This is a genomic window from Pseudomonas lalucatii (assembly GCF_018398425.1).
Classification (GTDB): domain Bacteria; phylum Pseudomonadota; class Gammaproteobacteria; order Pseudomonadales; family Pseudomonadaceae; genus Aquipseudomonas; species Aquipseudomonas lalucatii.
Genome location: NZ_JADPMV010000001.1, coordinates 135108 through 160255 on the forward strand (window position 1 = coordinate 135108; position 25148 = coordinate 160255).

The 25148-nt window shown below is 65.6% G+C and carries 22 protein-coding genes; 8 read left to right on the forward strand and 14 right to left on the reverse strand.

All coding sequences use genetic code 11. From position 1 onward, the window contains the following. Nucleotides 1-20: 20 nt before the first annotated feature. Both I0D00_RS00560 and nudC read left to right on the forward strand, forming a co-directional pair. Entirely contained in the window at nt 21-1700 is a 1680-nt protein-coding gene (locus tag I0D00_RS00560; RefSeq protein WP_213637820.1) for a FimL-related protein, read from the forward strand. Next, nucleotides 1701-2531, forward strand: a complete 831-nt coding sequence (nudC, locus tag I0D00_RS00565; RefSeq protein WP_213637821.1) for an NAD(+) diphosphatase — start codon at nt 1701-1703, stop codon at nt 2529-2531. Here the strand turns inward: nudC and I0D00_RS00570 are convergent. Beyond that, nucleotides 2505-3284: a TSUP family transporter gene (locus I0D00_RS00570; RefSeq protein WP_213637822.1), complete on the reverse strand. Its 780-nt coding sequence runs from the start codon at nt 3282-3284 to the stop codon at nt 2505-2507. The genes nudC and I0D00_RS00570 overlap by 27 nt on opposite strands. Nucleotides 3285-3384: 100 nt before the next feature. On the opposite strand from I0D00_RS00570, the gene I0D00_RS00575 reads away from it, so the two are divergent. Then, nucleotides 3385-4032 carry a hypothetical protein gene (locus I0D00_RS00575; RefSeq protein WP_213637823.1) on the forward strand — a complete coding sequence of 216 codons (648 nt, stop codon included), beginning with the start codon at nt 3385-3387 and terminating at the stop codon, nt 4030-4032. Between the two features lie 64 nt (nt 4033-4096). Here the strand turns inward: I0D00_RS00575 and I0D00_RS00580 are convergent, their stop codons facing one another. The 4 genes from I0D00_RS00580 to I0D00_RS00595 form a co-directional block, all read right to left on the reverse strand. After that, nucleotides 4097-4864 (reverse strand): SDR family oxidoreductase, encoded by a 768-nt coding sequence (locus tag I0D00_RS00580; protein ID WP_213637824.1) that lies wholly within the window; start codon nt 4862-4864, stop codon nt 4097-4099. 37 nt (nt 4865-4901) lie between these two features. Next, the gene (locus I0D00_RS00585; RefSeq protein ID WP_213637825.1) at nt 4902-5969 is read right to left on the reverse strand and encodes a phosphotransferase family protein; all 1068 of its coding nucleotides are present in this window, start codon (nt 5967-5969) and stop codon (nt 4902-4904) included. 204 nt (nt 5970-6173) lie between these two features. Then, nucleotides 6174-6485, reverse strand: a complete 312-nt coding sequence (locus I0D00_RS00590; protein ID WP_213637826.1) for an SCP2 sterol-binding domain-containing protein — start codon at nt 6483-6485, stop codon at nt 6174-6176. Nucleotides 6486-6544: 59 nt separating this feature from the next. Continuing rightward, on the reverse strand, nt 6545-7255 hold the full coding sequence (locus I0D00_RS00595; protein ID WP_213637827.1) for a histidine phosphatase family protein: 711 nt from the start codon (nt 7253-7255) through the stop codon (nt 6545-6547). Nucleotides 7256-7463: 208 nt separating this feature from the next. Here I0D00_RS00595 and sohB point away from each other — a divergent pair, with 208 nt between their 5' ends. Next, a complete protein-coding gene (gene sohB, locus I0D00_RS00600) occupies nt 7464-8483 on the forward strand; it encodes a protease SohB (protein WP_213637828.1) in 1020 nt (339 codons plus the stop codon). Nucleotides 8484-8509: 26 nt separating this feature from the next. Continuing rightward, nucleotides 8510-9499: a YhdH/YhfP family quinone oxidoreductase gene (locus tag I0D00_RS00605; protein ID WP_213637829.1), complete on the forward strand. Its 990-nt coding sequence runs from the start codon at nt 8510-8512 to the stop codon at nt 9497-9499. Between the two features lie 43 nt (nt 9500-9542). Here I0D00_RS00605 and I0D00_RS00610 read toward each other — a convergent pair whose 3' ends face one another. Genes I0D00_RS00610 through I0D00_RS00620 form a run of 3 tightly spaced genes read right to left on the reverse strand, consistent with a single transcriptional unit; the run spans nt 9543 to nt 12018 of the window. Continuing rightward, the gene (locus tag I0D00_RS00610) at nt 9543-9851 is read right to left on the reverse strand and encodes a DUF4442 domain-containing protein (RefSeq protein ID WP_213637830.1); all 309 of its coding nucleotides are present in this window, start codon (nt 9849-9851) and stop codon (nt 9543-9545) included. A gap of 27 nt (nt 9852-9878) precedes the next feature. Beyond that, a complete protein-coding gene (locus I0D00_RS00615; protein ID WP_213637831.1) occupies nt 9879-10376 on the reverse strand; it encodes a DUF934 domain-containing protein in 498 nt (165 codons plus the stop codon). Further along, the gene (locus tag I0D00_RS00620; RefSeq protein ID WP_213637832.1) at nt 10360-12018 is read right to left on the reverse strand and encodes a nitrite/sulfite reductase; all 1659 of its coding nucleotides are present in this window, start codon (nt 12016-12018) and stop codon (nt 10360-10362) included. Before I0D00_RS00620 ends, I0D00_RS00615 begins: the two co-directional genes overlap by 17 nt. Before the next feature lie 486 nt (nt 12019-12504). On the opposite strand from I0D00_RS00620, the gene I0D00_RS00625 reads away from it, so the two are divergent. After that, nucleotides 12505-13575: an ABC transporter substrate-binding protein gene (locus I0D00_RS00625; RefSeq protein WP_338050359.1), complete on the forward strand. Its 1071-nt coding sequence runs from the start codon at nt 12505-12507 to the stop codon at nt 13573-13575. Here the strand turns inward: I0D00_RS00625 and I0D00_RS00630 are convergent, their stop codons facing one another. Further along, nucleotides 13576-13800: a DUF2970 domain-containing protein gene (locus I0D00_RS00630; protein WP_213637834.1), complete on the reverse strand. Its 225-nt coding sequence runs from the start codon at nt 13798-13800 to the stop codon at nt 13576-13578. A 121-nt stretch (nt 13801-13921) separates the two neighbouring features. Next, nucleotides 13922-14389, reverse strand: coding sequence for an OsmC family protein (locus tag I0D00_RS00635; RefSeq protein WP_213637835.1), 468 nt, complete (start codon nt 14387-14389; stop codon nt 13922-13924). A 294-nt stretch (nt 14390-14683) separates the two neighbouring features. On the opposite strand from I0D00_RS00635, the gene I0D00_RS00640 reads away from it, so the two are divergent. Further along, nucleotides 14684-17815 carry a DUF1631 family protein gene (locus tag I0D00_RS00640; protein ID WP_420850749.1) on the forward strand — a complete coding sequence of 1044 codons (3132 nt, stop codon included), beginning with the start codon at nt 14684-14686 and terminating at the stop codon, nt 17813-17815. Between the two features lie 39 nt (nt 17816-17854). Here I0D00_RS00640 and I0D00_RS00645 read toward each other — a convergent pair whose 3' ends face one another. Next, nucleotides 17855-18889: an RNA methyltransferase gene (locus tag I0D00_RS00645; protein ID WP_213637837.1), complete on the reverse strand. Its 1035-nt coding sequence runs from the start codon at nt 18887-18889 to the stop codon at nt 17855-17857. Nucleotides 18890-19022: 133 nt separating this feature from the next. On the opposite strand from I0D00_RS00645, the gene I0D00_RS00650 reads away from it, so the two are divergent. Beyond that, a complete protein-coding gene (locus tag I0D00_RS00650; protein ID WP_213637838.1) occupies nt 19023-19325 on the forward strand; it encodes a DUF1883 domain-containing protein in 303 nt (100 codons plus the stop codon). A gap of 32 nt (nt 19326-19357) precedes the next feature. Here the strand turns inward: I0D00_RS00650 and I0D00_RS00655 are convergent, their stop codons facing one another. The 3 genes from I0D00_RS00655 to metH form a co-directional block, all read right to left on the reverse strand. Then, the gene (locus I0D00_RS00655; RefSeq protein ID WP_213637839.1) at nt 19358-20629 is read right to left on the reverse strand and encodes a sensor domain-containing diguanylate cyclase; all 1272 of its coding nucleotides are present in this window, start codon (nt 20627-20629) and stop codon (nt 19358-19360) included. Nucleotides 20630-20793: 164 nt separating this feature from the next. Further along, nucleotides 20794-21159, reverse strand: coding sequence for a RidA family protein (locus I0D00_RS00660; protein ID WP_213637840.1), 366 nt, complete (start codon nt 21157-21159; stop codon nt 20794-20796). Nucleotides 21160-21370: 211 nt separating this feature from the next. Continuing rightward, a complete protein-coding gene (gene metH / locus I0D00_RS00665) occupies nt 21371-25090 on the reverse strand; it encodes a methionine synthase (protein WP_213640189.1) in 3720 nt (1239 codons plus the stop codon). Nucleotides 25091-25148: the final 58 nt, after the last annotated feature.

Below are 25148 nucleotides of genomic sequence, written 5' to 3' on the forward strand. Positions count from 1 at the left end.
CGCGGGAGGCGCATTAGCCCATGGTTTCAGGAGCCAGGTCGCTGAGTCTGGTACGCGATGAGCTGTTCACTACCATGGAAGAGGCCGAGGCCAGCCTGGAGCAGTTCATCGCCGAGCGGCACAACGGCAGCCTGCTGCAGCAGGCCGTCGAGGGGCTGCAGCAGGTGCGCGGCGCGCTCAATCTGGTCGAACTGACCGGGGCGGAGTTGCTGGCCCAGGAGGTGCTCGACCAGGCCACCGACATTCCCGCCGATGCCGGCAGCGAGCGCGACGAGCAGTTGGCGGCCCTGAGCAACGCCCTGCACGTGCTGCGTCGCTATCTGGAGAGCGTCGACGCCAATCGCCAGGAAATGCCCGAACTGCTGCTGCCGGCGATCAACCACCTGCGTCTGGCGGGTGGCCAGGCCGCCTTGCCCGAGAGTTTCTTCTTCAGCGTGCGTCTGGACCAGCCGCGCCCGCGCAGGACGACGCCGGCCCTGGATGCCGCGGCCAAGCAAGGCGAGGGGCGGCGTCTGCGCCATATGTACCAGGTCGGGCTGCTCGGCTTCATCCGTGAGCAGAACCCGCTGGCGAGCCTGAAGTTGATGGCCCGGGCGATGAACCGTCTGGACGGCCTGTTCGGCAACGAGCCGCGCGGGCGCCTGTGCTGGATCGCCGCGGCGGCCCTGGAGGCGCAGGTCGACGGTCAGCTGCTGGCGCGCAAGTCGCGCAAGCAGCTGTTCTCCCGGGTCGACCGCGAGCTCAAGCAGATGTTCGGCAACGCCCAGCACGAGACCCCGCGCAGCCTGCTCAAGGAGCTGCTCTACCTGGTCGCCCTGGGCGACAGCCGCGGACCGGCCGTCACCCCGGTGCGGGAGGTTTTCGGGCTGGCGCCCTTGCCCTTCACCGACCATTTACTGGAAGAAGAGTACCGGCGCCTGGCCGGGCCGGGGCAGTCGGTGATGCGCTCGCTGAGTTCCGCGATTCGCGAGGAACTGACCGCCCTCAAGGACATGCTCGATCTGATCGAGCGCGGCACCGTGCAGGCGGAGAACCTCAGCAGCCTGCATGCGATGCTCGGCAAGCTGAGCAAGACCCTGGGCATGGTGGGGCTCAGTTCGGCGGGCAACTCGTTGGCGGCGCAGCTGCAGACGGTCGCCGGCTGGCGCGAACAGGTGGTGCCGGAGCCGGCCGAACTGAACAGGCTGGCCGAGGCGGTGCTCTACGTCGAGGGCATGGTCGCCAGCCTGGAGAGCGGCGAGCGGCGCGACAGCCGTCCGGCCCAGGCGCGGCCCGGACACGAGGCCGAGTCATTCGCCCTGCACCAGCTCAATGAGGCCCGCATCGTCGTGGTCGACGAGGCCCGGGCGGGTCTGGCGCTGGCCAAGCGGGCGATCACCGCCTATCTGGAAGCCGGCGGTGACCGCATGCACCTGTCCAACGTGCCCTTCAGTCTGCAGGCGGTGCGCGGTGGCCTGTGGTTCCTCGGCCAGGAGCGCGCAGCCCTGCTGGTGGCGGCCTGCAGCGACTACATCCAGGCGCAGATGCTCGATGCGCCGCAGATGCCGTCGGAGCAGATGCTGGAGACCCTGGCCGATGCCTTGAGCAGCCTCGAGTACTACCTGGAAGCCGGCGCCGTGTTGCGTCCGGAAACCCAGCCGAGCGTGCTCGATCTGGCCGCCGACAGCGTCCATGCCCTGGGCATGCAGGTGGCCGTCTAGATGACTCGGCACTGGCAGCCGGCCCTGCTCGACGTGCGGCAGCCCGGCGGCTGGGCGCTGCTGCACTGTCACCAGCAGTTCCTCGGCGATGCCAATGGCGTGCTGTTCCCCCGCGAGTGGCTGAAGAAGCAGGAGCTGACGATCCTCGCCGAGCATGGCCTCGGCCACTTCGCTGGCGATGCGGTCTACCTGCTGGAGCTGGAGCGGCCGCTGGAGCTGCCGGGATGCGCCTGGCAGAGCCTGCGGTACTTCATGCTGCAGGGCGAGGCGGACCTGTTCCGCTTGCTCGGCTACGCCACGCAGATCGGCACCTGGGCGCGCCAGCACCGTTTCTGCGGCAGCTGCGGCGGCGCCATGTCGGCGGTGGCCGGTGAGCGCGCCATGCAGTGCCCGCGCTGCGAGCTGCGGCACTATCCGCGGTTGTCGCCGAGCATGATCGTGCTGGTCACCCGCGGCGACGAGGTGCTGTTGGCGCGTTCGCCGCGCTTCGTTCCCGGCGTCTACAGCACCCTGGCCGGTTTCGTCGAGGTCGGCGAGTCGGTCGAGCAGTGCGTTGCCCGCGAGGTGCGCGAAGAGGTCGGGGTCGAGGTCGGCAACCTGCAGTACCTGGGCAGTCAGGGCTGGCCCTTTCCCCATTCGCTGATGCTCGGCTTCCATGCCGAGTACGCCGGCGGCGAGATCGTCATGCAGCCCGAGGAGATCGAGGATGCGCAGTGGTTCAGCGTGCACCAGTTGCCGCCCTTGCCGGCGCCGCGTTCCATCGCCCGCTACCTGATCGACCTCTACGTCGCCCGGCGCCTCGGGCTAGCCGAACCAGTGCTGCCAGGCTAGGCGCGCGGTCAGGGCCAGGACCACCAGGATGAACACCGGGCGGATGAATTTCGCGCCGCCGCGGATCGCCGTGCGCGCGCCGAGGTAGGCACCCAGCATCAGCGCCAGGCCCATGCTCAGGCCCAGCACCCAGGCCACCTGTCCGGTGCCGATGAATACGACCAGGGCGCAGGCGTTGCTGACGAAGTTCATGCTGCGCGCCACGCCGCTGGCGCGCACCAGGTCGAGGGGATAGAGCAGCAGACTGCTGACCGTCCAGAACGCGCCGGTGCCCGGACCGGCGATGCCATCGTAGAAGCCCAGCCCCAAGCCTTGCGGCCACTGCCGGCCCCTGGCGGGCAGCGCCGCGGAGTCCACCGGCGCCTCGGGCGGCCTGCCCAGCAGCAGATAGAGCCCGCAGGCGAAGACCACGGCCGGCAGCATCTGGTTGAGCCAGGCCGCGGGCATCCAGTGGGCCACCGCCGCGCCGAGCAGGGCGCCGACGGCCGTGCCGAGCAGGGCGTTGCGCCACTGTGCGGGGGCGAACAGCTTGCGCCGGTAGAAGGTGTAGCTGGCCGTGGCGGAGCCGAAGGTGGCGCAGAGCTTGTTGGTGCCGAGCACCAGATGCGGCGGCAGACCGGCGGTCAGCAAGGCGGGAATGGTCAGCAGGCCGCCGCCGCCGGCGATGGCATCGACAAACCCGGCCAGGAAGGCAACCAGGGCCAGAACAGCCAGCACCGCCGGGTCGACGGCCAGCTCGAAGGGAAGGGGCATGAAAAGACGACCTATGTCCGATTGTGCCGCGCACTCGCTGTTCGACATGCGCGACGGCAGCGCATAATGCCGGCATTTTCCAGGAGAAGGAATGGAGTCGATGCAGTACGACGCTCTGGCTTGGGCGGCCGCATTACTGGCGCTGCTGGCGCTGCTGGTCGCCGCGCGCATCCTGTTCAATCTGCGCTGGTTTCTCGGCTGGTTGCGCGGCACCTGCGGCCTGGCGTTTGTCGCCCTGGCCGGGTTGATCGGCCTGGTGGCCTACGACCTGTCCAGTTACCGGCCGATAGCCGAGGGGCAGCCGCTGGCGACCCTGACCTTCCAGGCGGACGGCGCGGCGTACCGGGTCAGCGTGCTGGAGGGCGCGCGCGAACGCAGCTTCACCTTCGAGGGCGACCTGTGGCAGCTGGATGCCCGCCTGCTGCAGTGGAAGGGGCTGGCCGCGCTGATCGGTCTGCAGCCGGGTTATCGCCTGGAAAGACTGTCGGGGCGTTTTCTCACCATCGAGCAGCAGGCGCGGGCTCAGCACGGCCGCATCGAGCTGGCGCAAAGCCCTTATGGCGTGGACCTGTGGCGCTGGCTGCGGCTCGGCCGGCATGACCTGTTCATGTTCGATCCCCAGGCGCGCCGGGTGACTTTCCTGCCGCTGGCCGATGGGGCGAGCTATGCCGTCAGCCTGACCTCGACCGGGTTGCTGGCGCAGCCGATGAATCCGGCGGCCAAGCAGGCCCTGGAGGACTGGCGCTAGGCAGCGGTCGTTCAGGCACGAAAAAAGGGACCGCAGGTCCCTTTCTTGTGTCCTGGGTTTGGCCTCAGGAGAGGAAGCCGCCATCTACGTTGAGCGCCACGCCGGTGGTGTAGCTGGACGCGTCGCTGGCCAGGTAAAGCACCGCCCCGGCCATCTCGCTCGGATCGGCCACGCGCTTGAGCGGGATGCGCTGCAGGGCGAGGTTGAGGATGGCGTCGTTCTTGGTCAGCGCCGAGGCGAACTTGGTGTCGGTCAGGCCCGGCAGCAGGGCGTTGCAGCGGATGCCGAACTGCGCGCATTCCTTGGCGAATACCTTGGTCATGCTGATCACGGCGGCCTTGGTCACCGAGTAGATGCCCTGGAACTCGCCCGGCGAGACGCCGTTGATCGAGGCGACGTTGACGATGCTGCCGCCACCGTTGGCCTTCATCAGCTTGCCGCCTTCGATGGACATGAAGTAGTAGCCGCGGATGTTCACGTCGACCGTCTTCTGGAACGCCGACAGGTCGGTGTCCAGCACGTTGCAGAACTGCGGGTTGGTGGCGGCATTGTTGACCAGGATGTCCAGGCGGCCGAACTGCTCGCGGATCTGCGCGAAGACGCCCTGAATCTGCTCCATCTCGCCGATATGGCAGGCGATCGCGGTGGCCTTGCCGCCGGCGGCGCTGATGGCGTCGGCGACGGCCTGGCAGCCCTCGAGCTTGCGGCTGGAGACGATCACGTGGGCGCCTTGCTGGGCCAGCAGCTTGGCGATGGCCTCGCCGATGCCGCGGCTGGCGCCGGAGACGAAGGCGATCTTGCCCTCGAGGTCGAACAGTTGCGTCTTGGACATGGCTTCTTTCCTTCTATCTGAGGCCCGTTCGGCCGGGTTACAGCTGCGACTTGGCGATGACCTGCAGGCTCATGTGCTCCAGCAGCTTGTTCATCTGGATGAACTGGGCGAAGCGCTTGTCCTGGGTCTGGCCGTGGTAGTAGCGGTAGTAGATCTGCTGCACGATGCCGGCCAGGCGGAACAGGCCGTAGGTGTAGTAGAAGTCGATGCTGCCGATCTCGATCCCGGCGCGTTCGGCGTAGTAGTCGGCGAACTCCTGGCGGCGCAGCATGCCGGGGGCGTTGCTCGGCTGGCGGCGTATCAGCTGGACCGGCGGCGGATCGTTCGCCTCGATCCAGTAGGCGAGGGTGTTGCCCAGGTCCATCAGCGGATCGCCGAGGGTGGTCAGTTCCCAGTCCAGTACGCCGATGATCTGCATCGGCTTGTGCGGGTCGAGGATCACGTTGTCGAAACGGTAGTCGTTGTGCACGATGCCGGGGCGGGCGTGGTCGGCCGGCATCTTGTCCTTGAGCCAGGCCTTGACCGGTTCCCACAGGGGGGCGTCGGGGGTCAGGGCCTTCTCGTAGCGAGCGCTCCAGCCGTCGATCTGGCGCTGCACATAGCCGTCGGGCTTGCCCAGGTCGCCCAGGCCGCAGGCCTGATAGTCGACCTTGTGCAACTCGACCAGCTTGTCGATGAAGCTCTTGCACAGGGTGCGGGTCTGCCCGGCATCGAGGTCGAGCTCGGCCGGCATTTCCGCGCGCAGGATGATGCCCTTGACCCGTTCCATCACGTAGAACTCGGCGCCGATCACCGACTCGTCGGTGCAGTGCACATAGGCCTTGGGGCAGTAGGGAAAGCCGCCGTTGAGTTGGTTGAGGATGCGAAACTCGCGGCCCATGTCATGGGCGGATTTGGCCTTGTGACCGAATGGCGGGCGGCGCAGGACGAATTCCTGCTCCGGGTATTCGAGCAGGTAGGTCAGGTTCGAGGCGCCGCCGGGAAACTGACTGATGCGCGGCTGGCCACTCAGTCCGGGAATCTGGGCCTTGAGGTAGGGGTCGATGATCGCGGCGTCGAGTTCTTCGCCTGTGCGGATGCCGGTGGACTGATCAGTAAGCGCCATGCATATCCCTTCTACTTATGATGGGTGCCCTAGATTATTGGCTAATCTAATTCTGCATCCCGGTGGTCACAAGCAATACGCGCCTTTATAGGCGGGCGTGTTGCCCCTCGATCAAGCTGCCTGATTGACCGGAGTCCGCTCGCCAGGCGAAAAAAAACCGGAGTGCGGGACCCCGGTTTTCTCGAATCGGCGTTGCCGCGAGGCTTAGACCGGGAACAGTTCGCCCAGCTTCATCGCCAGCATCATGTCGCCTTCGGCGCGCAGCTTGCCGGCCATGAAGGCCTGCATGCCATCGGTCTCGCCGCTGGTGATGCCCTTGAGGGTCTCGGTGTCCATGATCAGGGTCACGTTGGCGTTGTCGGCATCGCCCTGCTGGACGTCACAGGTGCCATCCTTGACCACCAGGTAGTGGTTTTCGCCGTCTTCGATGTTGAACTGGAATACCAGGTCCAGGCCTGCAGCGGCACCGGCGTTGAACTTGGACTGCATGGTTTGGACGATGTCTGCAACGCTCATGGTTTCTTCCTTTGGTTTCAGGTTTTTCTCGCGCCCGTATGGGTGCAGTGGGCCGGCACTCAGCGAAAGGTGATGAGTTCCGGCGCCTTCAGCAGCTGCAAGTGCGTGTGGCTGTTGAAGGAAGCCAGGCTCACCTGGCTGCCGCGGAACTTCAGGCAGCTCAGGGAAGTATTGACGATTTGCCAGTTCAGCTCGAATGCCTTGGTCGGCGGTACCCCGGTGATCAGGTGCAGCAGCGCGGTGATGGTGCCGCCGGAGGTGAACAGGGCGATGTTCTGGCCGCGCTCGGCCCGTTCCAGCAGGCGGGCGAGGCCGCCCTGGACCTGGGCCACGAACTCCGTCCAGCTCTGCAGGCCGGGCCGCACGTACTCGCCGGATAGCCAGCGTCCTATCAGGCGGGCGAACAGGCGCTGGAACTCGGCACGGTTCTGCGCGCCGTTGCGCATGATCTGCAGGGCGTCGGGTTCTTCTGGAAGCAGTTCGGGAAGCAGGGCGCGGATCACCGCGTCGGCATCGAATTCGTTGAAGGCGGCGTCGACCTCGAGCGGCGGTGTGCTCTGGCCGGCCGCCTGCAGTTGGCCCAGCGCGGCGCTGGCGGTGTGCTGCTGGCGCCGCAGCGTGCCGCTCAGGCTGCGGTCCAGGCGGATGCCGAGCTGTGCCAGGTGTGCCCCCAGCACTTCGGCCTGACGAATGCCGATGGGTGATAGCACGTCGTAATCTTCGGCGCCAAACGAGGCTTGGCCATGTCGGATCAGGTAGATGCTGCCCACGTCCGCTGCTATCCCGGTACGGTTAGAGTTTCGCGAGGGTATGAGGATAGCGGGGGGCTGTCAACGAAAAAACATACGCTTGTTTGAATTGCCTTGGTGGTCGCTCCGGCCTGCCGGTGGCTGGCCGCGGTGCGGGTGCGTCGGTATGCTTGAGCGGCGCGGGCGCTGCTCAAGGCTGGGCGCTGGCATGGACTACGAGGGGAATGACGTGGAGTTTCTGGCTGAGTATGCGGGCTTTCTGGCCAAGGTGGTGACCTTGGTGGTTGCCGTGCTGGTGGTGCTGGCGGCGGGTGTCGTGGCGCGCAGCAAGGGGCGCAAGACGCCTGGGCAGTTGCAGGTGGACAGGCTCAACGATTTCTACAAGGCGTTGCGCCGGCGCCTGGAGCAGGCGGTGCTGGACAAGGACCAGCTCAAGGCCCAGTACAAGGCGGAGGCCAAGGCCGAGAAGCTGGCGAAGAAATCCGGCGCGCACAAGCCGCGGGTGTTCGTGCTGGATTTCAATGGCGATATCAAGGCGTCGGCCGTCGACCAGTTGCGCCACGAGGTGACGGCCTTGTTGAGCCTGGCCAAGCCGCAGGACGAGGTGGTGGTGCGCCTGGAAAGCGGCGGTGGCATGGTCCACAGCTACGGTTTGGCGGCCTCGCAGCTGGCGCGCATTCGCGAGGCACGCATTCCTCTGACCGTGTGCATCGACAAGGTGGCGGCCAGTGGCGGCTACATGATGGCCTGCATCGGCGAGAAGATCATTTCGGCGCCATTCGCCATTCTCGGTTCGATCGGCGTGGTGGCGCAGCTGCCGAACGTGCATCGCCTGTTGAAGAAGCACAACATCGATTTCGAGGTGCTCACCGCCGGCGAGTACAAGCGCACCCTCACGGTCTTCGGTGAGAACACCGAGAAGGGGCGGGAGAAGTTCCAGGAAGACCTGGAAAGCATCCACGGCCTGTTCAAGGGCTTCGTTTCCCGCTATCGGCCGCAACTGCAGATCGAAGAGGTGGCGACCGGCGAGGTCTGGCTGGGGCTGGCGGCCCTGGAGAAACAGCTGGTCGATCAGCTGCAGACCAGCGATGAATACCTCGCCAGCCGGGCCAGGGAAGCCGAGCTTTTCCATCTGCACTTCGCCACCAAGAAGACTCTGCAGGAGCGCGTAGGCCTGGCGGCCGGCGTGGCCCTGGATCGTTTCGTGCTCACCTGGCTGGGTCGCCTCAGCCAGCAGCGTTTCTGGTAACTCACTTTCCGTACAGGGGGAACGACATGGGTAAGTTCATGGCACTGCAGGCCCGCGAAGGTACGTCGGGCGATTTCGAACAGGCGATTGTCGAGCGCGACACCAACGATCTGCCGGCCGGCGAGCTGCTGATTCGGGTCAAGTACTCCTCGCTGAACTACAAGGATGCGCTGTCCGCCAGTGGCAATCGCGGGGTGACCAAGCAGTTCCCGCACACCCCGGGCATAGATGCCGCCGGTGTGGTGGAGGAGTCGAGCGTCGCCGAGTTCGGCGTTGGCGACGAGGTGATAGTCACCGGCTACGACTTGGGCATGAACACGGCCGGTGGCTTCGGCCAGTACATCCGCGTTCCGGCGGCCTGGGCGCTCAAGCGACCGGCTGGATTGTCCTTGCGCGAGGCGATGGTGCTTGGCACCGCCGGGCTGACCGCCGCCCTGTGTGTCGACAAGCTGGAGCAGGCCGGGGTCGTTCCGGACGCCGGTCCCGTCCTGGTCACCGGTGCCACCGGCGGCGTGGGCAGTGTTGCCGTGACCCTGCTGGCCAAGCTCGGCTATCAGGTGGCGGCGGCCACGGGCAAGGCGGAGCAGGGCGCGTTTCTCCAGGCCCTGGGCGCCGAGCGCATCGTCTTGCGCGGCGAGCTGCAGGAGGGCGTCGAGCGGCCGATGCTCAAGGAACAGTGGGCCGGCGCGGTCGATACCGTGGGCGGTGACATCCTGTTCAATGTGGTCAAGTCCCTGCGTTACGGCGGCAGCGTGGCCTGCTGCGGCCTGACCGCCGGCGTCGCGTTCAAGGCCAACGTGCTGCCCTTCATCCTGCGCGGGGTGAACCTGCTGGGGGTCGACTCGGTCGAGCTGCCGCTGGTGGTCAAGGCGTCCATGTGGGACAAGCTGTCGCTGCAGTGGAAGCTCGACCTGGACCGTCTGGTCACCGAGGTCGGTCTGGCGCAACTACCCGACGCCATTCGCGGCATCCTGGCCGGCCAACTGGTGGGCCGGGTGCTGGTCCGGCTCGACTGAGGCCCGGCGGGCAGATGGTCCGGTCGCACCGGGCCGTGTGCCTTCAGGCACGGCTGAAGTAGATGCTGATCTCGGCGCGCAGTACCGGCTGGTCGCCGACATAGGTCATGACCGCGATCTTCAGGTCCCCCTGCGCGTTCCGGTCCACTGCGCGGCCATCGGCAAGCGTACGAATGTCGCCATCGACCTTGGCCAGGTGTTCCACCCTCATACCCCGGGGAGTACCGTGGTTGCCGGCGGGAATCGGGGCGTCGGCCAGGCTTCCGGCGACCCGTTCGGCAGCATTGCACCGGCCCGCTGGTGCAACTGGCCAGGGAGTACCTCGGGGCCGGAAACGCAAAAAGCCCCGCAAGGCGGGGCTTTTTGCGTGAGCCTGTGCTCAGGCGCGGCGGCGGAACAGCGGCAGCGGCTGGTCGCTGGAGGCCTGATAGACCTCGCCGAACTCCGCGAAGGCCTTCAGTGCGTCGTGCGGGTCCTTGTCTTCGCGCAGCGCGAAGGCATCGAAACCGCAGCGCTTGAGGGCGAACAGCTGATCACGCAGTACGTCACCGATGGCACGGACTTCGCCCTTGTAGCCGTAGCGGGTGCGCAACAGGTAGGCGGTGGAGCAGTGCCGGCCATCGGTGAAGGACGGAAAGTTCAGGGCGATGACCTGGAAGTTGTCCAGCTGGTCGGCGATCTCCTCGATCTCCTCGCCGGCTTCCAGCCAGACCCCGAGGCCACCGTCGCGGGCCTTCAGGGCCGGGGCGTGGTCGACCCACAGGCCCAGCGGGACTATCACGTCGTCGCAGTTGGGCAGCTCGTCGAAGCTCACATCCTTGGGCAGCAGGTGCCAGCTCTCGTCGACGACCTGGCCGTTCTTAATGATTCGCTGCATAAACGCGCTCCTTGAACGGGTCGACACCGATGCGGCGGAAGGTGTCGAGGAAACTCTCTTCTTCGTTGCGCTGCTCGACGTAGACCTTGATGATCTTGTCGATGACGTCCGGCATGTCGTCCTGGGCGAAGGACGGGCCGAGGATCTGCGCCAGGCTGGCCTCGCGGCCCGAGCTGCCGCCGAGGGAGACCTGGTAGAACTCCTGGCCTTTCTTGTCCACCCCGAGGATGCCGATGTGGCCGACGTGGTGGTGACCGCAGGCGTTCATGCAGCCGGAGATGTTCAGCTCGATGTCGCCGATGTCGAACAGGTAGTCGAGGTCGTCGAAGCGGCGCTGGATGGCCTCGGCCACGGGAATCGACTTGGCGTTGGCCAGGGAGCAGAAGTCGCCGCCCGGGCAGCAGATGATGTCGGTCAGCAGGCCCACGTTCGGCGTGGCGAAGCCCTGTTCGCGCAGCTCGCCCCAGAGGGTGAACAGCTGCGCCTGCTCGACGTCGGCGAGGATGATGTTCTGGTTATGGCTGTTGCGCACCTCGCCGAAGCTGTAGCGATCGGCCAGCTCGGCGATGGCGTCCAGCTGCTTGTCGGTGACGTCGCCCGGGGCGACGCCGGTGGGCTTCAGCGACAGGGTGACGGCGACATAGCCGGGCTTCTTGTGGGCGAAGCAGTTGCGCTGGCGCCAGCGGGCGAAGCCCGGGTGCTCGGCATCCAGCGCAGCAAGCGCGGCGTCCTGGTCGTCGAGGGCTTTGTAGCTTGGGTCGATGAAGTGCGCGGCGACACGGGCCACTTCGGCCTCGGTCAGGGTGGTCGGACCATCCTTGAGGTGCGCCCATTCGGCGTTGACCCGTTCGGCGAACACCTCCGGGGTCAGGGCCTTGACCAGGATCTTGATCCGCGCCTTGTACTTGTTGTCGCGACGGCCATAGCGGTTGTACACGCGCAGGATGGCGTCGAGGTAGCTGATCAGGTGCTGCCACGGCAGGAATTCGTTGATGAAGCTGCCGACCACCGGCGTACGCCCGAGGCCACCACCGACCGAGACGCGGAAGCCCAGCTCGCCGGCGTCGTTCTTCACCGCTTCCAGGCCGATGTCGTGCACCTCGATCGCCGCACGGTCGCCGACGGCGCCGTTGACGGCGATCTTGAACTTGCGCGGCAGATGGGTGAACTCGGGGTGGAAGGTCGACCACTGGCGGATGATCTCGCACCAGGGGCGCGGATCGACGATCTCGTCCTTGGCCACGCCGGCGAACTGGTCGGTGGTGGTGTTGCGGATGCAGTTGCCGCTGGTCTGGATCGCGTGCATCTGCACGGTGGCCAGTTCGGCGAGAATCTGCGGTACATCCTCCAGCTCGGGCCAGTTGAACTGCACGTTCTGCCGGGTGCTGATATGCGCATAGCCTTTGTCGTAGTCGCGGGCGATCTTGGCCAGCATGCGCACCTGCTGGGAGGAGAGCAGGCCGTAGGGCACCGCGATGCGCAGCATCGGCGCATAACGCTGGATATACAGGCCATTCTGCAGGCGCAGCGGGCGGAACTCTTCGCCGCTCAGCTCGCCCGCCAGGTAGCGGCGCGTTTGATCACGGAACTGCTGGACGCGGTCCTCGATGATTTGTTGGTCGTACTGGTCGTATACGTACATGAAGTGTCCTGTTATCAGGCTGCTTGCAGCAAATCAGCGCGCACGGCCGCGCTCTCCCAGCGGAGGCGAAGGAAGATACCAGTTCGGGGATATGCGCAAAAGTGATGTTTAAATATATGGAAAGAACCTTTAGCGCTAAGGATGGGCAGGAGCATAACCCCAGTGCTTGAGCATGCCGCAAGCCTGGTCTTAACTGCTCTGGCGAAGCCCCCATAAACACAAGAAAAGGATCCGCCAATGAACGAACATTCCTCGCCGGAGCAGCGCGATAGCGTCGTCGATGCCAGGGCCATCTTCAGCCTGATCCTCATTGTCGTCGCCACGGCAGTCTTCTGGGTCAGCCAGCAATAGGCCAGGGACCGTCCCGCCGCGGCGTTCGGACGGATGGTGGCAAGCGGCCACTTCCGACGCCTTATACTGCGCGCGCTTTTTCGCGGCGGAGCGCATGGCGTGATCGGGTCAACTGTCAGGATATTCTTTGGCCTAGTGCTGGCCACCCTTTGTGGGCTGGCGCTGGCCTCGCCAGTCAAGGTCGCCGCAACGCCAGGGGCGTCCGTGGTGTTTCTCAACCCGGGCTATTCCAACGAGCCGTTCTGGGTCGGCTACAGCGACTTCATGCAGGCCGCTGCCGACAGTCTCGGCATGCGCCTGCGGGTGATCTATGGCGAGCGCGACCCCAAGCTTCTGTTGAGCAATGCGCAGCGGGTGTTGGCCGAGGCCGAGCAGCCCGACTACCTGGTATTCGTCAATGAGATGTACACCGGCCCCGAATTGCTGCGACTGTTCGCCGACAGCCCGATCAAGCTGTTCTCCCTGCACAGCACCCTGACGCCGGAGCAGCAGGCGCTCGTCGGCGGCACAAGGGAGCGTTATCGGCACTGGATCGGCAGCCTGGTGCCCAACGATCGGGAGGCCGGGTACCTGATGGGCAAGGCCCTGATCGCCAAGCTCGGCGGTCGCCCCGGGGAGATGCTGGCATTCTCCGGTGTGCGTCACACGCCTTCGGCCACCCTGCGTGAAGACGGCTTGCGCCAGGCGCTGGCGGAACATCCGGAGGTGAAACTGCAACAGTTGGTATACGGCCAGTGGGCGCGGCAGCGCGCCTATCAGCAGGCCAAGTTGCTGTTGCCGCGTTACCCCGAGGTGCGGCTGGTGTGGGCGGCGAATGACGAAATGGCGTTTGGCGCGATGCGTGCGGCGCGGGAACTGGGCCTAGACCCGGGCAGGGACCTGCATTTTTCCGCGCTGAACAACTCGGAAGAGGTGCTCCAAGCCCGCATCTCGGGGCCCTTGTGCGTGCTGGTAGGCGGGCACTTCACCCTGGGGGGGTGGGCCATGGTGCTGCTGCATGACCACCACGCCGGGCAGGACTTCGCCCTGCGCGGCGGCAAGGATCGCGTCGACGCCCTGTTCAGCCTGCTCGACAAGCAGCAGGCCGCGGCGCTGTTGAAGCGTCTGCGCATGCCCGGTTACGGCCTAGATTTTCGCCAGTTCAGTGCCCTGTACCAGCCGGATATGAGCAATTATCGATTCTCGGTGGAGCCGCTGCTGCGCTGATCAGAGGCCGGCCAGGTGCAGGACCAGCTTGACCACGGCAACGAGCAGCAACACGAAAACCAGGGTGAACAGCACGCCGAGGACGATGAAATGACTGGGTTTGCCGCGGCTGAAGTCACGCAGACGGTGTTTGCTGCTCTGCACGCCCAAAGCCGCCGCCAGGACGCTCTGCAACATCTCGCGCAAGGTCAGTGGCTGCTCATCCTGCTTCTGCTTGTTACTCATGCTGCCTCCAATGGGGTCGGCCTGGGCGGGTCACCTCGGGGGCGCGCCGCAGGCTCTCGCGAGGCGCCTCCTCGGTAACCTTAGTCGTATGAGCTGCTCCTCCCGCCCGGTTCAGAGGCTTTCACCCCAGTACCGGCTCGCAACGCACGTCGCTTCTCACCGAATTGGCGATAAAGCATTCCTCGTGTGCCTGCTCGTGCAGGGCGCTCAACTGCTCGCTGCTCGGCTGGCGCTCACCGCCGAAGGTGACATGCGGGCGCAGCAGGACTTCGGTCATGGCCAGTCGGCCCTCGGCATTTTTGGCCATTACACCCTGGGCGTGGTCGGCGTAGCGATCGACCCGAAACCCCTGCTTGGCCGCGAGCGACAGGAACCACAGCATATGGCAACTCGACAAGGCGGCGACAAAGGCTTCCTCCGGGTCGACTCCATGGGCATCGGACCAGGGCAGCGGCACGACGTGGGGCGAGGAGGAGGCCGGCACTTCCACTCCGCCGTCGAAGCGCCAGCGGTGGGCCCGGCTGTAGCGATTGGCGAGGAAGTCTTGTTCGCCACGTTCCCAGATGATGTTCGCAGTGTATTCGGCCATTCCCTGTACCCATCGAAAGTTCACGGAGCATTATTACCGGCACAGCAGAGTTTGCCAGCCATTCAGTCGGCGGGGTGCGGCGTGCCACATGCCTGCTGACGCCGTCAGGGTGTGATGGATTCTGTTGGAAGTCTGGATGCAGCTATAGTCTCAACGGGAGTGCCATGACATGCGGGAGGCGTGTGCTCGATGCCCAACTCGGCTTTCCATAGGCTCGACGAAGCGCTTGGTTCGGTTGTGCGCAGCGCGCTGCCCGAGGCATTGCATGAGCTATTCAGGGGACTCGACTCGGCCTTGTCCGAGCAGTTTCTGCGGGCAGGTTCCAATCAAGACGCCCAGACCCTCCACGAATTCCAGCAGTTCTGCAAGACGCATGGCGAGCGGGTCATCGACACCTGCTGTAACGCGATTCGCCAGCACCTGAGCGCCGATGGCGCGGAGACGTCGGCTGAGCACCAGAACGTCAGCGAATGGAGCTTGGTGGACGATCGCGAAGTGGAGGACATGCTCCTGGCACGCAACTTGGTGCGGGCCCTTCGCGAGACTTTGGGAGTGTTCGAATGGCGCGCCTGTGCCTGCCTGAGTCGATTGGCCGGGCACTATTTGCCGGACGCCGATAATGCCCTCTCGCTCGAATTCCTCCTGCGCCGGCTACAGGCCGGACTGGCCATGCGCGAGCGTCCCGTATTGATCCGTAGCCTGTTTCAAGCCGAAGCCGAACGGGTGCTGCCCGAGGCCCTGCGACCCTATTTGCAGGCCTTGGCGGCGCAGTTCGAGATGCAGCGGGTGGAGCCCCTGCCGCAACCCGAAGTGTTGATGCGCGGTCGCTGTGAGCCGCAGGCCCGTCAGCCGGATAGTGCCGACGCGGTGTGTCAGGCGATTCGCCGCATGCGCCGGACGGATGCGCCCGTATCCCCGTCCCCTGCGCCGGCTCATGACGCCGGAGACGGGCCGCTCAGTGAGGCCATGACCGCATTACAGCGGCAACAGGCACCGACCAGTGGTTGGGGCGCCCAGCAGTTGCTCGAACAGCTGCAGCAGCAAGGCTGCCAGTTGACGCCCCGCCAATACGAGGACACCCATCTGGTCAGCGAGGTGTTCGAGGCGTTTGGCCAGGAGGCCGGGTTGGCGCCGACTCTGCGGCCCTTGCTCCAGCGTCTGTTGCTCCCGGTGCTCGAAGCCACACTGCGCGAACCGGCAGCCATTGCCGACAGCGCTCACCCGGTACGCGCCACCCTCGATCGTCTGTTGCAGCTGTGCGACTACACCGAGCCGCCGAACAAGACGCTGGAGGCTGGGGTGGAGAATCTGGTCGAGCGCATCCTCGACGAGTACCAGGGCGACGCCGAAGTATTCACACGGTTCGATGCGGAGCTCGATGAGTTGCTGAGCATCCAGCAGCGCGGTTACCAGCGTAGTGCTCAGCGGGTTATGCAGTTGCACCGCGGTCACGACATTCTGGCGAGCGCCCAGCGTGAGGTGGCGGTGGCCATGGCCGCAATCTGCGGTGAGCGGGTGCCGAAGCTGCTGGCGCAGTGGCTGGATAGCGGCTGGCGTGATCTGTTGGTCAACGAGCTGATTCGCTCGGATGATGAAAAGCTTTCCTGGCGGGCCGACTTGGCCCTCACCAGCCTGCTGGTAAAGCGCCTGCAGGAAGCCTCTGAGGGTCTGGCAGAGACTGAACGGGCTACCCGGGTGGATGAGGTGGATCACCTGCTGCAGATCCTGCGTCGGCGCATGAAGGAGTTTGGTGCGGGGCATTTTCAGCAGGGATCGGTGCTGGTGGAGCTGCGCGAGCAGCTGCTCGGCATGAGCCCGGTAGAGCTGGTCGAGGGGCCGCCCCTGCCGCCAGCGGCACCGGCGGTACCCATACAGTTGCAACGCTGGCGCGAGCGTCTGGAAACGCTGCAGCAGGGCGACTGGCTGTTGACTGAGGATGGCCAGCCCTTGCAGTTGATCTGGCGCAACCCACAGATGGACCACTATGTCTTGGTCGATGATCAGGGGCACGAGGCGGGCAGTTTCGGGGTGGCCGAGTTGGCTGGCAAGCTGGCCGAAGGCGCCTTGGTGGTCGATGGTGCAGGCGGAGAGGGCCTGCTCCAGCGCACCCTGCAGGACATAGTTGGCAGGCTCTATCGCGAGATCGCGCATGCCCGTAGCCACGACGAACTCACTGGCCTGCTCAATCGGCGCAGTTTCGAGGGCGCGTTGGCCCAAAGCCTGGCGGCCCGCGAAGTGCCGGCTTTCCTGATGGCCCATATCGACCAGTTCAGCCTGATCAACGGCCATGCCGGGCCGGTGGCCGGAGATGCCTGCCTGCGCCAGGTGGCCAGTCGGCTGCAGCACTGGTTGCCGGATGCCGAAAGCCTGGCGCGGGTCGGCGGTGTGGAGTTCGCCGTGGTCCTGCCGGCGTGCGAGGAGGCACGGGCCGCCGAACTGGCCGAGGCCTTGCGGGAGGCGGTGGAGGCCGAGGGGTTCGAGTGGAACGGCCATCGCCATGGCCTGACCCTCAGCATCGGCGTGGTCGAGGCGGGCCGGCGACATGATGTCGGCAACCTGTTCTTCGACTTGCAGAGTGCCTGCAACGGGGCCAAGGAGGCCGGACGCAATCGTGTGCAGCGCTTCAGCGAAGTGCTCGAGGACGGGCACGTCGGGCTGCTGGCGATCGCCGCGCGGGTCGACGACATCGTCGAGCGCGAGGAGCTTTCCCTGCGCGTGCAGCAGATCGCCCCCGCGGCGGCCGATTCTGCCGAGTTGCCGCACTACGAACTGCTGCTGGTGATGCAGAACGAGTTGCCGCTGCAGGACTTCATCGCCGCGGCGGAGCGTTATCACCGCATGACCAAGGTCGATCGCTGGGTACTCAGGCGGATTTTCAGCGAGCTGGAGCGCAACCCGCAGATCTGGCAGCGTTGCTCGGGCCTGTCGATCAACCTGTCCGGCAGCAGTCTCAACGACGACCGCCTGCTGGGCTTTATCGAGAGCCTGTTCGAGCGTTATGCCGTCGACCCGCGGCGCATCTGCTTCGAGCTGACCGAGACCGCCGCGGTGGCCAACCTGGCCAAGACCGCGGACCTGGTGCGGCACCTGCAGCGGTCGGGCTGCAGCTTCTCGATCGACGACTTCGGCGTCGGCTTTTCCTCCTTCGACTACCTCAAGCGCCTGCCGGTGGACTATGTGAAGATCGACGGCAGTTTCGTCAGGGAAATCGAACGCTCGCCGAGCGACCTGGCGATGGTCCGCTCGATCAACGAGATCGCCCACGCCCTGGGCCGTCGCACCGTCGCCGAATACGTGGAGACCCCATCGATACGGACCCGGCTGACGGAAATGGGCGTGGACTATGTGCAGGGCTTCGGGGTGCAGAAGCCGCGCCCATTGGGCGATTGGTTGAAGGCGGATGAAACGGTGCTGGAGACCTGCTGAGTGGCCGGGCGATAGCGTGTCGCCAGAGGCGCGGCCCGCTCAGCGGGCGCGTGCCTGGCGGGCGTTGAGCAGGGCCGAGGCCCGGGCGCGGAGCTGGCCGCAGCCGCCGTCGATATCCTGCCCCGCCGAGTTGCGCACCTTGGTCAGCACGCCGCGACTGTGCAGGTAGCGGACGATCTGCACGATGCGCTCGCCGTCCGGACGCTGGAAGTCGTCGGCTTCCAGGCTGTTGTAGGGGATCAGGTTGAGCACGGCGAACTTGCCCTTGAACAGGCGCAGGATGCCGTCCATTTCTTCCTGGCTGTCGTTGATGCCCTTGAGCAGCGTCCATTGATACTGGATCGGGTAGTCGACGCTGCGGGCATAGGCTTCGCCCAGCTCGACCAGCTCCGCCGGGTCGATACGCGGCGCCCGGGGCAGCAGCTGCTGGCGCAACTCGGCATCGGTGGTGTGCAGCGACAGCGCCAGGGCCGGCTTTATCCGCTGCTGCGGCAGGCGCTCGAACACGCGCGGGTCGCCGACGGTGGAGAACACCAGGTTCTTGTGGCCGATGCCGCCTTCGCTGCCGAGCAGGTCGATGGCCGCCAGCACATTGTCGAGGTTGTGCGCCGGCTCGCCCATGCCCATGAACACCACCTTCTTGACGTTGCGAAAGCGCCGGGCCAGGGCGACCTGGGCCACGATTTCGGCGCTGCTCAACTGGCGCAGCAGGCCGCTCTTGCCGGTCATGCAGAACACGCAGCCCACCGCGCAGCCGACCTGGCTCGACACGCACAGGCCGTCGCGCGGCAGCAGTACGCTTTCCACCATCTGGCCGTCGCCCAGCTCCACCAGCAGGCGCGCCGAACCGTCGGCACCCGGATGCTCTGAGCGCAGGCGGGCCAGCCCGTCCAGTTGCCCGGCCAGTTCCGCCAGGGCCTGGCGCACGGCGAGCGGCAGGAAGTTTTCGCTGCGCTGGTTGCGCGTGCCGCTGTCCAGTGCCTTGCCCTGCAGCCAGGCACGGGTGATGCGCCCGATGTGCTGGGGTTTGGCGCCGAGTTCGGCGAGGCGCTGGTGAAAGTCGTGGATGTGCATGGCGCGCGCATCCTACCACCGGTGCTATTGCGGCGGTATCCGTTCGCACGCGAGGTGCATGGGCGGGCGCGGCATTCGCCTGCGCCTCGTGCTATCGTCTTGATTTTCCGATAAAAGCGGCGTGGAGCTGTCGATGAAGTTCATACACCAGCGCGAGCATCTGAACGAGGACGATATCGTCGTCATCGAGTGTTCGCAGCCCTGCAACATCCGCCTGATGAATGACGCGAACTTCCGCAGTTTCAAGAATGGCGGGCGCCATACCTATCACGGCGGTGCCTTCGACAAGTTTCCGGCGAAGATAACCGTGCCCAGCAGCGGTTTCTGGAACATCACCATCGATACCGTGACCCGTAAGGCGATCAGCGTCACCCGCAAGCCGACGCTGAAGCATTCGATCAAGATTATCCGCCGCTCGGATTCGCGCTTGAGGTAAGGGCCATGGCGGCGCGCAAGGCGACCCTGGGGTTACGCCTGTAGCGCCAGGCGATACTGATTGTTGCCGCTGCGCTTGGCTTCGTACATCGCCATGTCGGCGAGATGGATCAGCCTGTCCATGCTGGGGGCGTGGTCGGGAAACACCGCGATGCCCAGGCTGGCGCCGGTGCGGTGGAGGGTGTCGCCGACCTGGATGGGTTTCGTCAGGGCGGCGAGGAGTTTCTCGGCGATGGCCCGGGCTTCGTCTTCGACAGCCCGCGTCATCGAGAAGTCTTCCAGGATGGCGACGAACTCATCGCCGCCGATCCGCGCCAGGGTGTCAGACTCGCGCAGGGTACGGCGCAGGCGTGCGCCGGTGGTGACCAGCACCTGGTCCCCGGCGGCGTGGCCATGTTGGTCGTTGATGGTCTTGAAACCGTTCAGGTCGATGAACACCAGCGCGATGCGCGTGACATTGCGCCGTGCCCGTTCGATCGCCCTGGCCAGGTGCTCTTCGAATACCAGGCGGTTGGCCAGGCCGGTCAGCGGGTCATGGTGGGCCAACTGATGCAGCTCGCGGGCCGAGGCCTTTTCTTCGGTGATGTCGCGTACCACGCCCATCATGCGCACGGCGCGCCCAGCGGTGTCCTTGACCACATTACCGGTCTCGCGCAGCCAGCGCTGGGTGCCGTCCGGCCAGACCACCCGGTACTCCTCGTCGTGGTTTTCGCCGGTCTCGATGCAGCGCAGTTCGCCGGCGCGGATCTGGGCCTGGTCATCCGGATGAACACTGGCGCAGAACAGCTGGTAAGACGGCGTCACTTGGCCCAACTGGTAGCCGAACATGCCGTAGATGGCATCCGACCAGTAGAGCTCGTCGCTGTCGATGCGCCAATCCCAGGTGCCGATGCGGGCGAAGTACTGGCTGCGCTTGAAACGCTCGACGTCTTCAGCCGGCCTGCTGCCCTTGCTGGCAGGCCGGATAAACAAGATGCCGGTATCGCTATCGGCAGGGCCAATGCGCAGGGCCTCCAGTGCCGCGCGGGTACTTTCGTCATCTTCGTTCAGGCCGCAGCGCTGGGGGGTATATGCCGCCATTCCGCTGAGCTGCGGCAGGCAGTCCACCAGGTGCTGACCGACCAGCGCCGCGTCACCATGCCCGAGCAAGCGTGCGGCCGCCTGGTTGTGGCGGCTGATCCGGCCATCGCGCGCGACCTGCAATACGCCCTCGGACAGCCGTTCGGCCAGCGCCCGGTACTGGGCGAGTTGCTCGCGAGCGTGGCGCTCACGGCGATGCACAATGGCCAGAAGCGCCAGGAGCAAGAGAACGCCTGCGCTGGTGAGAAGAGTCAGGGGCATGGCCTGTCGGGTGCCGAGCTGTGGGTGTAGGCCGCATTATGCCCTTGCAATACTGGCAGCGGGCTAGCCATTTGGCTCGATGCCTTGGCCAGGCCGCCCTTGCATAGGCCACGTACGGCCTGGATCCCTTACTCGGAGAAGCCGGCGCCGGCGGCGGCGACAAAGGTCATCTCCACCAGGTAGTCCGGGTTTGCCAGCTCCGCCTTGACGCAGGCGCGGCTCGGCGCCGTGCCTTCCTCGAACCAGGCGTCCCAGAGTTCGTTGAGCGCCGCCAGGTTGGCGAAGTCGGTGAGGTAGATAGTCGTGGAGAGGATGCGCGTCTTGTCGCTGTCGATCTTCGCCAGCGACTGTTCGGCCTGGGCGAAAATCTGTGCGACCTGGCCCTTGATATCGGCCTTGGGGTCGGCGTCGGCAATCTCGACAAAGTGGGCGATACCGTTGAACACGGTGATGTCGGACCAGCGCTTGGTGGGGTTGATGCGATGGATCTGCATGGATGCTTTCCTCTGTGGCAGATGAGTGGAGTCGGGCGTCTTTCTCACGTGCCCTTGTGGGGGCTGAAAAATTACTGGTAGTGAGCTCCCAGCCATCACTGCCGAGATGACTGGATGGCGCTGGGTAGGCGGTCGGGGGTATTGAAAGGCTTCTGGCCGTCAAAGCACAAGGCCCGCAGTTGCGGGCCTTGTGCTCGTTCCGGGGTCGACTTCAGTAGTCGTAGCCCAGGTTCGGCGCCAGCCAGCGTTCGCTGACCGCCAGTTCCTGGCCCTTGCGCCGGGTGTAGCTTTGTACCTGGTCCTTGTCGACCTTGCCGACGGCGAAATACTGCGCCTGCGGGTGGGCGAAGTACCAGCCGCTGACGGCGGCGGCGGGGAACATGGCGTAGTGATCGGTGAGGAACACGCCGCTGCGGCCCGGCTTGCCTTCTTCGGCGGTCGGGTCGAGCAGCTCGAACAGGGTGCCTTTCTCGGTGTGATCCGGGCAGGCCGGATAGCCGGGCGCCGGGCGGATGCCGACGTACTGCTCCTTGATCAGCGCCTCGTTGTCCAGCCGCTCGTCCGGCTGATAGCCCCACCAGTGCTTGCGCACCTCGGCGTGCAGCCATTCGGCGCAGGCCTCGGCCAGGCGGTCGGCCAGGGCCTTGACCATGATCGAGTTGTAGTCGTCCCCGGCCTGCTGGTAGGCCTTGGCCACTTCCTCGGCGCCGATGCCGGCGGTGGTGATGAACCCACCCACGTAGTCGGTGATGCCGCTGGCCTTCGGCGCGACGAAGTCGGCCAGGGAGAAATTGGGCTTGCCGTCCGGCTTGATGGTCTGCTGGCGCAGGTGGTGCAGGGTCGCCAGGGGCTGGCCGTCGTCGCCATAGAGCTCCAGATCGTCGTCGTTGACCTGGTTGGCCGGCCAGAAGCCGAACAGTGCGCGGGCCTGGACCAGTTTCTCGTCGATCAGCTTCTTGAGCATGGCCTGGGCGTCTTCGAACAGTGCGGTCGCGGCTTCGCCGACCACCTCGTCGGTGAGGATGCGCGGGTACTTGCCGGCCAGGTCCCAGGCGATGAAGAAGGGCGTCCAGTCGATGTACTCGGCCAGGGTCGCCAGGTCGATGTCGTCCAGCAGCTTGACCCCGGTGAAGCTCGGCACCGGCGGCCGGTAGCCGGCCCAGTCGAACTTCGGCTTGTTCTCCACCGCCTTGGCGTAGGGCAGGCGCTCGGTACGAGCACCGCGGGCGGCGGTGCGCTCGCGCACCTCGACGTAGTCGGCGCGGGTCTTCTCGACGAAGCCGGCTTTGAGCTCCTTAGACAGCAGCTGGGTGGCGACGCCGACGGCGCGCGAGGCGTCGGTGACGTAGACCACCGCGTCGTTCTGGTACTTGGGCTCGATCTTCACCGCGGTGTGGGCCTTGGAGGTGGTGGCGCCGCCGATCATCAGCGGCAGGGAAAAGCCCTGGCGCTGCATCTCGCGGGCGACGTGGACCATCTCGTCGAGCGATGGGGTGATCAGCCCGGACAGGCCGATGATGTCGCACTTCTCCTCTTTGGCCGTCTGCAGGATCTTCTCCGCCGGCACCATCACGCCAAGGTCGACGATGTCGTAGCCGTTGCAGCCCAGCACCACGCCGACGATGTTCTTGCCGATGTCGTGCACGTCGCCCTTGACCGTGGCCATGAGGATCTTGCCCTTGGCCTCGGGCTTGTCGCCTTTCTCCGCCTCGATGAAGGGGATCAGGTGGGCCACCGCCTGCTTCATCACCCGGGCTGACTTGACCACCTGGGGCAGGAACATCTTGCCCGAGCCGAACAGGTCGCCGACGATGTTCATGCCGCTCATCAGCGGCCCCTCGATCACCTCGATGGGCCGCGCGCACTGCTGGCGGCACTCCTCGGTGTCCTCGACGATGAAGGCGGTGATGCCCTTGACCAGGGCGTGTTCCAGGCGCTGGTTGACCGGCAGCGAGCGCCACTCCTCGTTCTCCACTTCCTTGACGCTGCCGTCGCCCTTGTACTGGTCGGCGATCGCCAGCAGGGCCTCGGTGCCGTTCGCCGTGCGGTTGAGCACCACGTCCTCGACCGCGTCGCGCAGCTGCTTGGGGATCTCGTCGTAGATCTCCAGCTGGCCGGCGTTGACGATGCCCATGGTCAGGCCGTTCTGGATCGCGTAGTAGAGGAATACCGAGTGGATCGCCTCGCGCACCGGGTTGTTGCCGCGGAACGAGAAGGACACGTTGGACACCCCGCCGCTCGACAGGGCGAACGGAAGATGATCGCGGATGAAGGCGCAGGCTTCGATGAAATCGACCGCGTAGTTGTTGTGCTCCTCGATGCCGGTGGCGATGGCGAAGATGTTCGGGTCGAAGATGATGTCTTCCGGCGGGAAGCCCACCTCGTTGACCAGGATGTCGTAGGAGCGCTGGCAGATCTCGCGCTTGCGCGCGGCGGTGTCGGCCTGGCCGGCCTCGTCGAAGGCCATCACCACCACGGCGGCGCCGTAGCGCTTGCACAGCTTGGCGTGGTGCTTGAAGGCCTCGACCCCTTCCTTCATGGAGATCGAGTTGACGATGCCCTTGCCCTGGATGCACTTGAGGCCGGCCTCGATCACCTCCCACTTGGAGGAGTCGATCATGATCGGCACGCGGGAGATGTCCGGCTCGCCGGCGATCAGGTTGAGGAAGGTGACCATGGCCTTCTGCGAGTCCAGCATGCCCTCGTCCATGTTGATGTCGATCACCTGGGCGCCGGCTTCCACCTGCTGCAGGGCGACTTCCAGGGCCTCGGTGTAGTTCTCCTCGCGGATCAGCCGGGCGAACTTGGCGCTGCCGGTGATATTGGTGCGCTCGCCGACGTTGACGAACAGCGAGTTGCGGTCGATGGTGAAGGGTTCCAGGCCCGACAGCCGGCAGGCCTTGGGGATATCCGGCAGGGCGCGCGGCGGGTACTTGGCCACCGCTTCGGCAATCGCCTGGATGTGCCCGGGGGTGGTGCCGCAGCAGCCGCCGACGATGTTGAGGAAGCCGGACGCGGCGAACTCCTCGACCACCGCGGCCATCTCCGCCGGCGTCTCGTCGTACTCGCCGAAGGCGTTGGGCAGGCCGGCGTTGGGGTGGGCGGAGACATGGGTCTCGGCCTTGGTCGCCAACTCTTCCAGGTAGGGGCGCAGCTCCTTGGCGCCGAGGGCGCAGTTCAGCCCCACGGAGATCGGCTTGGCATGGCGCACCGAGTTCCAGAAGGCTTCGGTGGTCTGCCCGGACAGGGTGCGGCCGGAGGCATCGGTGATGGTGCCGGAGATCATGATCGGCAGCTCGACGCCGAGCTGCTCGTAGACCTCCTGGACCGCGAAGATCGCCGCCTTGGCGTTGAGCGTGTCGAAGATGGTCTCGATCAGGATCATGTCCGCGCCGCCCTCGATCAGGCCGCGGGTCGCCTCGGTGTAGTTCTCCACCAGCTCGTCGAAGGTGACGTTGCGGTAGCCGGGGTTGTTCACGTCCGGAGAGATCGAGCAGGTGCGGCTGGTCGGACCCAGCACCCCGGCGACGAAGCGCGGCCGGTGCGGCGTCTCGGCGGTCTTGGCGTCGGCCACCTGGCGGGCCAGGCGGGCGCCCTCGACGTTCAGCTCGTAGACCAGTTCCTCCATGCCGTAGTCGGCCTGGGACACGCGGGTGGCGTTGAAGGTGTTGGTCTCGAGGATGTCGGCGCCGGCGTCCAGGTAGGCCTTCTCGATGGCGCCGATGACGTCCGGGCGACTGAGGATCAGCAGGTCGTTGTTGCCCTTGACGTCCTGGGGCCAGTCGGCGAAGCGCGCGCCGCGATAATCCTCTTCTTCCAGCTTGTAGCTCTGGATCATGGTGCCCATGCCGCCGTCGAGGATCAGGATGCGCTCTTGCAGAGCGTGCTGAAGGGCATTGAGACGGGCGCTGCGGTCGGACGGGGACATGATTGGTACTACCTGAGCAAAGCGGAAACTATGGGTCGGCGATCATAGCAAAGCTGTGCGC